The 9756-nt window shown below is 58.0% G+C and carries 5 protein-coding genes and 1 pseudogene; 5 read left to right on the forward strand and 1 reads right to left on the reverse strand.

Annotated features, from left to right (window positions below; all coding sequences use genetic code 11):
- Positions 1 to 3430: 3430 nt before the first annotated feature.
- From ABIB00_RS35040 to ABIB00_RS35055, 5 genes and pseudogenes are all read left to right on the forward strand, one after another.
- A complete protein-coding gene (locus ABIB00_RS35040; RefSeq protein WP_354107503.1) occupies positions 3431 to 3709 on the forward strand; it encodes a hypothetical protein in 279 nt (92 codons plus the stop codon).
- Positions 3660 to 4124, forward strand: a complete 465-nt coding sequence (locus ABIB00_RS39215; protein ID WP_502917927.1) for a DUF7694 domain-containing protein — start codon at positions 3660 to 3662, stop codon at positions 4122 to 4124. The genes ABIB00_RS35040 and ABIB00_RS39215 overlap by 50 nt, the downstream gene beginning before the upstream one ends.
- 468 nt (positions 4125 to 4592) lie before the next feature.
- Positions 4593 to 5762, forward strand: coding sequence for a biotin synthase BioB (gene bioB, locus ABIB00_RS35045; RefSeq protein ID WP_354107504.1), 1170 nt, complete (start codon positions 4593 to 4595; stop codon positions 5760 to 5762).
- Positions 5747 to 6100: an aspartate 1-decarboxylase gene (panD, locus tag ABIB00_RS35050; RefSeq protein ID WP_354107505.1), complete on the forward strand. Its 354-nt coding sequence runs from the start codon at positions 5747 to 5749 to the stop codon at positions 6098 to 6100. Before bioB ends, panD begins: the two co-directional genes overlap by 16 nt.
- A gap of 82 nt (positions 6101 to 6182) precedes the next feature.
- A pseudogene (locus ABIB00_RS35055) lies at positions 6183 to 7240 on the forward strand (8-amino-7-oxononanoate synthase); the annotation flags it as partial.
- Between the two features lie 527 nt (positions 7241 to 7767).
- Here ABIB00_RS35055 and nolL read toward each other — a convergent pair.
- Positions 7768 to 8889: a nodulation factor fucose acetyltransferase NolL gene (gene nolL / locus ABIB00_RS35060; RefSeq protein ID WP_354107506.1), complete on the reverse strand. Its 1122-nt coding sequence runs from the start codon at positions 8887 to 8889 to the stop codon at positions 7768 to 7770.
- Between the last annotated feature and the right edge of the window lie 867 nt (positions 8890 to 9756).

Raw genomic sequence — 9756 nt, forward strand, 5'->3', positions numbered from 1 at the left:
GTTCGTCAGTGTCTTGATGGGCCTCATTGCCTGGATCGGCGTTCCACCCCAGGGGCAATCGTCAGGCCTGCACGTCGAGCAGATCCAACTCGCGGATCTATCGGCAGCTCTCTTGCTCCCGCGTTGGCCACTGCCCATGCCTAGCAATTGCGCGCGCTCGTCTCGAATTACTGCTGGTCATCTAGTCTGCTTTCCTTCAACGACGCTGCGTCCGTCCGACCATGGCCTGACGTGCATTCGGGAATGGTGCTAAGCGCACCATGATGACAGCTTTTGGCGAGGTCTCGTCACAAAGGGTTCGCCGCACATATATGCGGTTGCAGGATCGCCATTCTTGAAGCCAACAATGGCCCGGCATTGGCCCTCACAGTGATCGACGAGCAAGACCCTGTTGGATCCAGCGGGTCCTCTCACATGACCGCTCCCGAGATAGCGCATCCATCTCGCGGCGGCTGGTTGGGCACTCAGTGCCCGCAAACGTATTTCGAAGCCTCCAAGGCTGGATTGGTGCTTCTTACATGTGGGCGATCTTGTCTTCATACGGGCCGGTGATCTGCGTGGACAGAACAGAAAGAGCGTTCTTCGGACCGAGGCGCGATCCTCAGCCGCTTTGGCAGAAAACCTCTCATCGCAAGCGACCGGCCTGCTCCGCTTTTAGCACAGGAATTCTTGAAGCGACCGAACATTGGTGCTTCCTAGCTGGGCACTCTACAATCTGACGCTACGTACGATTCAATCCCCCTGCGGGCTTATCGCGTGAATATGTCGAACTCGTATTCGTTTGCCAGGAGCCAGCCGCAAGGCGAGGAGGGCGGGCGGCGCTTCACCAAGGCAGTTGGCTTTCGGTATTCGTCGTCTGCGGAACGCGCAGCTCGGGTCCGCTCGAGTGTGCACGCATAGCTACGCCCAGTTGTGAGGCTGCTCGTCGTTGGCCACGAGTGATCAAGCGAATCAATCGAGCTTACTTGAATGTGTGGATAGTAGCTGCCTCGGCGCCGGAATCCATCGTCCATGGCTAGATGCTCTGTCGAGTCTGTGCGAATTGGCTTTGTCTATCCAGCCGAGCTCTCCCGCTGTCACCATCACAATGGGGCTGCTTCCCGGGAGTTGTCGGTGCTGCGGCGGCTGAACAGAATAGGAAACGAGATCAATCGGCCGCGCGTCTGGTCAATGAGCCAAACTCCCGTCAAGCCACCCAGCAGTGACTTCACCGTTCTAGATAACTTTGAACTATGGACCTCGAAAGGCGCCGTCAGGTGCAGGCCACGCCGGGTTGATCATCGCGGGTTCGATACTTGTGGGAAGATCTGCCGGGCGTCACGTTGGAAGCCCGCGCCTAAGCCGTACCCAGCCCTGGTCCGTTGAGAGCATGGCGGCTCGGGTCCAGATTGGCGCGTTTGCTACAATCGTTGTTGGTATCAAAGAGTTGCTATGGCGACTACTCCAGGTCGGCCGGGGGAAAGACGGCGGTTTTGCCGGCAATCAAATGGCTGTTGGAACGAGCGGCGCAGTTGGCCATGCTCTCCGATGGGCGGGCGGGGCCTTGTAGCGGCGCCGGTCGGCGTTCCTCCCATTCATCTCGAGGCGCGAGCGATTGTTAGGCCGGCATTCTCCAGCGCATCCAAAATCCTGTCAGCCACCGCCCGCGGATCGCGCTGGTCCTCTATGCTCACGTCACAGGCCAAGGTAGCTGCGATGATCGCGTGCGCTGTTTTGCGCTGGAGGCAATCGTACTCGGCATACTCACCGCAAGTATTGCACTTGATCACTGGTCGGCCGCTCCAGGGATCGTGCATTGCGATCTCGCACCAGTTATCTGTGTGACATTTCGGACAGAGCATAGATCGAGATTTCCTTGTGGTCTGACCTCGCGCTGGTCATCAGTTGAACGACTGCTTGGTAGCCAAAGCTGCAGAAGTCATTGCTACTCCGGAGGCCGTGTTGCCCGGTCTTTGGATACGAAAAACATGATGGAGGCGGCGACGGAGGCAATCCAGGCACCCGAAGGGGGCTCCGGCATGAGCGACCAGTTGACGCATCTCTGGCGAGAATGCTGGCAGCCGTGTATGCCTACAGCTACCTGTTTCGGCGTGAGCAAGCTATTGCAGGTTCGCCGCGGCCGTATCACGGCTACGGGAGATGAGTATGGCCTCCCTTCATTCTACTCTGAGCTGCGAGGCCCCGATCTCCGGACTGCGACCTCTGCGTGAGTAATCTGTCAAGTCGGGCAATGGCCACGCGACGATGCTGCTGCGATCTTAGAATCCGGTTCTCCTGCAGCTGGCTCATCGCGACACGTTGCAATGATTCGCCGAGGCGGCCTCACTGCGGCGTCCGGGACAACGCGGGCGTTCTGCAATCTGGGCGCCAAATGACACACTTGAAATTGTGTCGCCCGGAAGCTGTTGTACGCCACACGCTCGCCAGCTGTAAGAAGACCCTACAATCTGACGCTACGTACGATTCAAGCCCTTATGTCGAGAGTCGCGCATTTCGCGCCCCTCGCCGCGCTTGCTGCGAGCGGCTTGTCGCATCTCAGACATCAGCAGAGCGGTCGGCAGATAACGGCAAATGAGGTGCTTTTGCGAAAGCCAACCTACGGTATCTTACGTAGGGCATGTGTCGCATTTTCTTGATCTAAAAATTGCATTGTCTTCCGTATGAAGCAAAAAAAGCTGTTCTCAGACGCCAAACACTGGCGAAGCCGTGCTGAAGTGACGCGAAGAAAAGCGGAGTCGCTCGAGGACGACACATCCAGATGCAGGCTCATCAAGGTCGCTGAGGAATATGATAAGCTGGCTCGCCTCGCGGAGGAGCGGCAAAGAAATGAGGTTGACGGGCAGTTCTGATCGCCACCGGACGGACGGTTGCACCGATCGTCAACGCGTTGGACCGCGGCGCGGGTGTCTCTGCGTTGGAGCTCATAGCCCGCTAGGGCTGAACTGCGAAACTGCGTCATGCGGTAAAAAGGCCAATGAGCGAGGCTGCTGAACGAGTGCGGTCCGTGCGTGCGAGCCTCTGAGCATGAATCCATTCTGAGTCACGGTTGCCGGCCACATAGATGACGCATTGACGGTGTCTCAGGCGGCAAGCCGGCTAACCGCTAGACATGAGAAGGAATGAGATGAAAGCCTACCGTCAGATCGTCTAATTAAAAGCCTCTCGCTCGATGAACTGGCGTGGCATTGGCGTCGCTATGCATCATGTACTGAAGCCAGCGACGTGTATTTGGGTGACAAAGTAGCCGGTTCGCCGGATCATGCCACGCGAATTGGCTTCCGCCGCCATTTTGGCTGTGAGGTGTTTCAGTCGAATTCTGGTATCTTGCACCAACCACGGTTAGCTCAACGCTATACGTTGCGGACTTGTTTAGGCTAAGAGGCGAGCAGAAGCTCCTGCTGGCACGGCTTGCCAAGACATGCCATCGTAGATGTCTGCGCAGATTGTCTGCATGAGCCTCAGTTGCAACGAAGGCGCGAATGACGAGAAAATTGAAGACAGATCAGATGTCGAAGGACAAACCCAAGAGAACTCCCCGGTGAACGATGCGGACAGACCGATGTTCTTCATCAAACTAAGTTCGGTGCAGATGATCAGCGGTAGTTGGGCCTGCCCATGCCAGGGTACCAGTCTTTCGATATACGAATCGGACAAAACCAGTGCTGCCGGATGCAAATCTATGGGCCAAAAGAAGAAGGAGGACGCATGAGGAAGCAAAGTGTAGAAAGACTCGAAGCCGGGCGCGTCCGCGATGGCCGATTCGCCACCGCACCAGGGTCTGGTCCTTCCGGTCTCTTCTTCGTGCAGGGCCTTGTGGCTGCCAACTCAAGATCGTCGGCTTCGTCCGTCCGGGATGGGAGCATGTCTCTGTGTCGACGCCACGGCGATCTCCGAACTGGGAGGAGATGTGCCTCGCCAAAGATATGTTTTGGGATGAAGAGGAATGCGTGATGCAGCTGCATCCTCCTCATTCGCAGTATGTGAACAATAGTCGCTACTGCCTGCATCTCTGGAGGCCGACCCGTCAGGTCACTCCGATGCCTCCGGCAGCGTTCGTGGGCATCGTCGGGCTCGGGCCGTCTGAAGCGGCAACTCTGTTTGCGCAGATGAGCGCGACGTCTTAGCGGATCTCGCCGCGTCGATGCCAAGTCGGGCGGCGGCGACGTGATCGGGATTCCAGCAGAGTTGCTCATCATAGTCAGGGGTCACGAGCGCAGCGGCGAGCGAGCCTAGGTGGCCACAGGCCCGAAGGGCGCACCGGCCGCTACTCTGCGCCCAGAGCCCAACCCGCTGCGCTTCTGAAGGCGGCGGGAGGCAACGCTCGCAGAGTCCGCTCGTCCGGACCACCGTTTATTGTGCGGAATGTGACGCGCATAACCACACCATCGAGGAATCGGCCAGGTGAGCAGATTCGTCGATCCGTTATCCACGACGGGCGGCCAAATACATTTGGATCAGGAGAGGCTCCCTACGGGGCGCAACTACTGTACGCACCGGCTAGTTACCTGAGTGAGGCGCGTCGAGGAGTGTTGTTGCGCTTGCCTCGACCTGCGGGGAAAAATCCTGCATGAGGGGGCGGCGATTAGTCTGAAATGAGCGCCATGCCCGCGCAACTCGGCGATATTTCTCGTTCAATACCGGGCAAGAGTGTTGCTTTGCGAAGCCCGCACGACGGTATCGTCTGTATGATCGAGCGAAAATCTTGGGGGCTGTTGAAGTCGAAGGCAATAGCGGCCGCAGCGGCGCGCCGATCCCGCCGCGACTGGGAACGTGCCGAGGCGGAAGGGGTTTACGCGCAGCCGTTTGCCGAGCCCTTATTTCAGGCTCAAACTGTTCATCGCGGCAATTGTGACCCAAACTACGTCGAAACCGCAAGCCTGCTCAGCATCAAGACCGGCGGCTGTCCTGAAGACTGCGCCTACTGCGCACAGAGCGTGCATTACGACACTGGCCTCAAGGCGACTCGCTCGATGGATCGCGCTGATGAGGTCGCCGCCGCGCAGCGCGCCAAGGCGGCCGGGGCGAGTCGCTTTTGGATGGCCGCGGCTTGGCGCAGTCCAAAGGACCGCGACCTCGATCAGGTCTGCGACATCATTGCCGCCGTTAAACGTGTTGGCATGGAGACGTGCGTAACGCTCGGCATGCTCACGCCAAAGCAAGCCGCACGGCTCGCCGACGTCGGCGTCGACTTCTACAATCATCACGTGGACACTTCGCCGGAGTTCTACCGCAGCATCATCACTACCCGACCTTGCAAGATCGGCTCGACACTCTTACGCGCGTGCGCGAGGTGGCGGTCACAGTCTGCTGCGGCGGCATTATTTGGCATGGGTGAGCACGTCGATGACCGTCTCGGCATGCTGGTTCTGCTCGCCAATCTTCCAAACCATTCGGAAAGCGTACCGATCAACCTGTGGAACGAGGTGAATGGCGTGCCGGTGAAGGTCTCGGCGGAGCGTCCCGATCCGATTGCACTGGTGCGCCTGGTGGCGACCGCGCGGGTCATGATGCCCAAGAGTGTCGTACGGTTGGCCGCCGGGCGCCAGTACATGACTGATGTACTCCAAGCCCTATGCTTCTTGGCGAGTGCGAATTCCATCTTTGTCGGCGATGTGTTGCTGACCACCAAAAACCCGCAACTTGACCGTGATGCAAGTTTGCTAGCCCGGCTCGGCATTACGTCTGGGGTCGCTCAAGCCATCAGAACACAGGCGTGCTGCGCGCAAGCCATCAGCGGAAGTAAGAAATGCAGATTGTCTTGATGAAGGGACAGATTCATTGCGCCACGGTAACTGAATCCGACCTGCACTTTGAAGGCTCGATCTCGATTGATCGCGCGCTGCTGGACGCGGCCGGTATCCTGATTAACGAACGCGTCGAACTCTACAACCTGGAGACGGGGGCACGCTTTGCAACGTTTGTGACGGAAGCGCCACAAGGGTCCGGCACGGTAGACGTGAACGGTGCGGCGGCGCGACTGGCGATGCCCGGAGATAAATTAAGCATCGTTGCATACGCCTCAATTGACGAGGCGGATGCAAGACTCTTCAAACCGCGCATTGTGCTGGTTGATCGAGAAAATCGCATCGTACCGGTTTGAATCCAACAAGCTAACGTAAGACCCTGTCCTTGGCGGCCAGTTGGGAGTTTTGCCGCGCCCATCCTTGCTCAGCGAGTGAAGAATGAACTTCATCATTGCGGGTAAAGTCGCCAGCTATGCAGGAGGCTTAGATGCGCTTAAAGACGACGACCGCCTGCGGCATCTCGGGCCGCGCACCGGGATTGACTTTTCATCCAACGATTATTTGGCGCTGGCGAGCGCGCCGCACATGAAAAAAGCCATCGTCACCGCGCTCGAAGCCGGTACTCCGATCGGAGCCGGCCGATCACGGCTTCTGCGCGGCAACTGCGAGGAGCGCGGCTGCCTCGAAGCAGCAGCGGCGCGGTTCTTCGGCGTGCAGACCGTGCCCTTCTTCGGCCGTGGTTATATCGCAAATTTTGCGGTGCTGACAACGTTGCCGCACGCGACGACCTTCTCGTCCTTGATTCTCTGGTTCACGCCAGCTTTCAAGAAGGAGCACGAGCTGGCCGAGCCGCGTTTCGAATCAGCGCCCGTGACGACCCGCAGGTTATCGAAAGCGCAATTTGCGACTGGCGTGCCGCGGGCGGAGCGAGGCGGGTCTGGATCGTAGTAGTCGAGAGCCTCTATAGCATGGATGGCGATTTCAAGCTGCTTGAAGACCTGCTCGCGATCCCCGACCGGCACGATGCCTTCTTGGTTGTGGACGAAGCTCATGCCACCGGCGTTTACGGCGAGCAGGGGTAGGGCTCACAGCGCCCTATGAAGGACACGCAAATCTCCTGGCTATTCATACCTGCGGCAAGGCGTTGGGAGCTGCCGGCGCGCTTGTTACCGCTTCTGGCGTGCTGCGCGACCTCATAATCAATCGCTGTCGCCCGTTTATCTTTGCGACCGGCCCTTAGCCGTTAATGGGGTGGCCGTACGGGAGGCACCGTTGATCCTGCAGGAGGAGCCGGAGCGCCAACAGCCGCTGGCGAAGCTTGTCGCGTTTACGCATCGGGAGATGGTCGCGCGAGACGAGAGAAGTCCTTCGAACTCGCAGATCCTACCTATATCGTTCGCGAGAATGCCCGGGCCATGAGGCTAGCGTCCGCGCTCCAGGCTCGCGGATTTGACATCCGAGGAATGAGACCGCCAACGGGCCCGGCCGGCACGAGCGCCGTCAGTTGCTGCAGGAGAGCCTCTCGCGCTGGGCAGCTGATGTCCGTAGCGCAGCATTTCCTGCGCCGCAGGAATGTATCGACTTGCGGAACACGCCTTGCGCGACTCGATCGTAAACTGGACGCCTTCCAAGTCAACGTAGTGCATGGGCAACAGCGGGCCGAGACGGAGATTCGAACGACTGGGACGTCCCGGATTCAGTACGGCACTTGAAGAAACATTTCGCCGAGTGTGATCGGATTCCGTTCGATCGCCAGATCTTGGTCGAAACCCGGCGGCTAGACGACTGGTACAGCGAAGCTCATCTCACGACAGTCGATTGGATTGACGCAACGGGCTGAGTTCGCCGGTGCCATACAACCCTGAGCAATAGACGCTTCGATGGGGGTTGCACTTATGCCGATCACCGGCTCGACCGGCCGACGACGTCCCAGCCGGATCTGGGTTCGAAGGCTATGCCGGCCGCGTCACAAGTCAACGCTATCGCAATACCCTGCCGTACTCAAACAATCAAATGCATACAGCTAGTTCATTGTAGGTTTGGCTTGCGGAAGCCGTGAGCGTGGCGGCATTCCAAGGACGAGCTGAGACAGATATGGAACGCCGCGAACAATCGAGCGCACCGTTAGCGCGATCGCAACAATCGTGGCACCGAGCATACCCGCGATGACCAACCGGGTCGTGAGATCCCAAAGTTCTCCGAACTGTACGAAATCCATGAGACGGAACACGGTACCCTGGACCAGGTAGAGCAGCAGCGTGGTCTGGCCCAACTCCACAGCGATAAAGCGGGCCATCCGATTTGAATGGCCAACGCTCCAGCATTGCAGCAGGAGTTCGATAGCGATTGCTGAGGCAGCTGCAGAGCCAACAAACATCAGAAGCACGTCTTTAGCCGACCGAAAATCGTGAATTACACCAAGATTATTGTAGACATAGGTGTCCTTGCCCCAAGCTAGAAAGCATACGCAAGTCACTATCGAGAGAAATAAAATCAGGAGCGGCTTGTGATATCGAGACGTACTCGTCCATCGTTCTCTTGATCGAGCAAGCAAGAAGCCGAAGCAGAAGAATGGGTAAGTGAATCTGATTAGGGGCGATATGGAGAATGTCAGAGGCGCGAGTGCGACCAGTATGGCTAAGCCAGATATGACCCAAGATCGCTGGTTGAGCCGGCAAGAAATCTTGATGACAAGGTAGGAAACAAACGTGGCCCAGATGAACCAGTATGTGCCAGCGAAATCGTCTACAAGTTCCAAAAGTCCGCTCGTTAGGCTGGTCGCGCGCCACAATGCCGCCAGCTTAACTGTCTCCATGAACGTCCACCAAAACAGCATCGGCAGCAAGAGCTGCTTCGCACGGTCGCTGGCGCCTCGAGTGAACGATTTTTGCAGCAGCGATCGAGAAGAAAGATAGCCGCTTATCGCCATAAAGAGTGGCATGTGAAACATATAGATCGATTTGTAGTACGGCGAATACCAAAACCCGTCGCCTCGGTAGATGACATACTGGATCAGGTGCCCAACGATCACCAAAACAATGAGCGCACCTTTCGCGAAGTCTAAGCTTAGATCTCGATCGTTTGCCTCTGTCGTGCGCGAGCTCGGGGCGATCGTTCCAGTCACGCGTAGCAATGTATCAAACACCTAGATATCTGTTGTTGATGAGCCGGCGGCCCGTTGTCCGCTTCTTCTGCCTCATTTTTGATCCAGATGAAAGGTGATGGCGGGACTTTTTGGAAGGGGAATAAGCTCAGCTTGTTAGGCCTTGAAGAACGAGCTTTGGGCCGAGCGTCTCTGAATGTCTCGCGGAACTTCGCGGCAGAGCACATATCTAATTTGAGGTATTGGTGTAGCAGTACGGCGGCATACTATTTGCAGACGCGGTTCTGGGAGGAAGACTGTCGCGATCAGTCTCCCACTCAGCCCGACGCATCTCAGACCCGGCAGATGCGTCGGGCGTCTTCCGTTCGCCCAGCATAGTTGACATTTGGTCCATCACCTTCGCTTGCCGCCGAGGCGCTCACGCCAATAGGGGCTTCTGATAGTGATCGGGCACGTCAACAATGGGGTTGCGGCAGTGTGCTAGTGGTCTGATTCATTCGGAGATTCCCAAATCGACCGAAGCAGTTCAAGCTCTGGGCATGAGAGCAGGAACTATCGTAAAGGTCACCCGGGCGGACCGCCATCGGCTTGAGGCGATCGTCTCGGATCGCAGCGCACCTCAGAAGCATGTGTGGCGGGCCAACATCATTCTTGCCACTGCCGACGGCTGTGGCACGCCGAGATCATGCGCCGCTCGGGCAAATCCAAGCCCGTGGTGTGGAGATGGCAGGCCCGGTTCATGGCGGAGGGTGTCGAAGGGCTAACGCGCGACAAGACGCGAAAGCCCGGCAAACCACCGCTGCCGACGGGCACCTGCAGAGAGTGGTCGACCTGGCGCTCGGGCCGCCGTCGGGAGAAACAACCCACTGGACCGGCCGGATGCTGGCGAAAGCCGCAGGGGTGAGCCTG

Origin of the sequence: Bradyrhizobium sp. LB14.3 (genome assembly GCF_040547985.1) — a bacterium.
GTDB lineage: Bacteria > Pseudomonadota > Alphaproteobacteria > Rhizobiales > Xanthobacteraceae > Bradyrhizobium.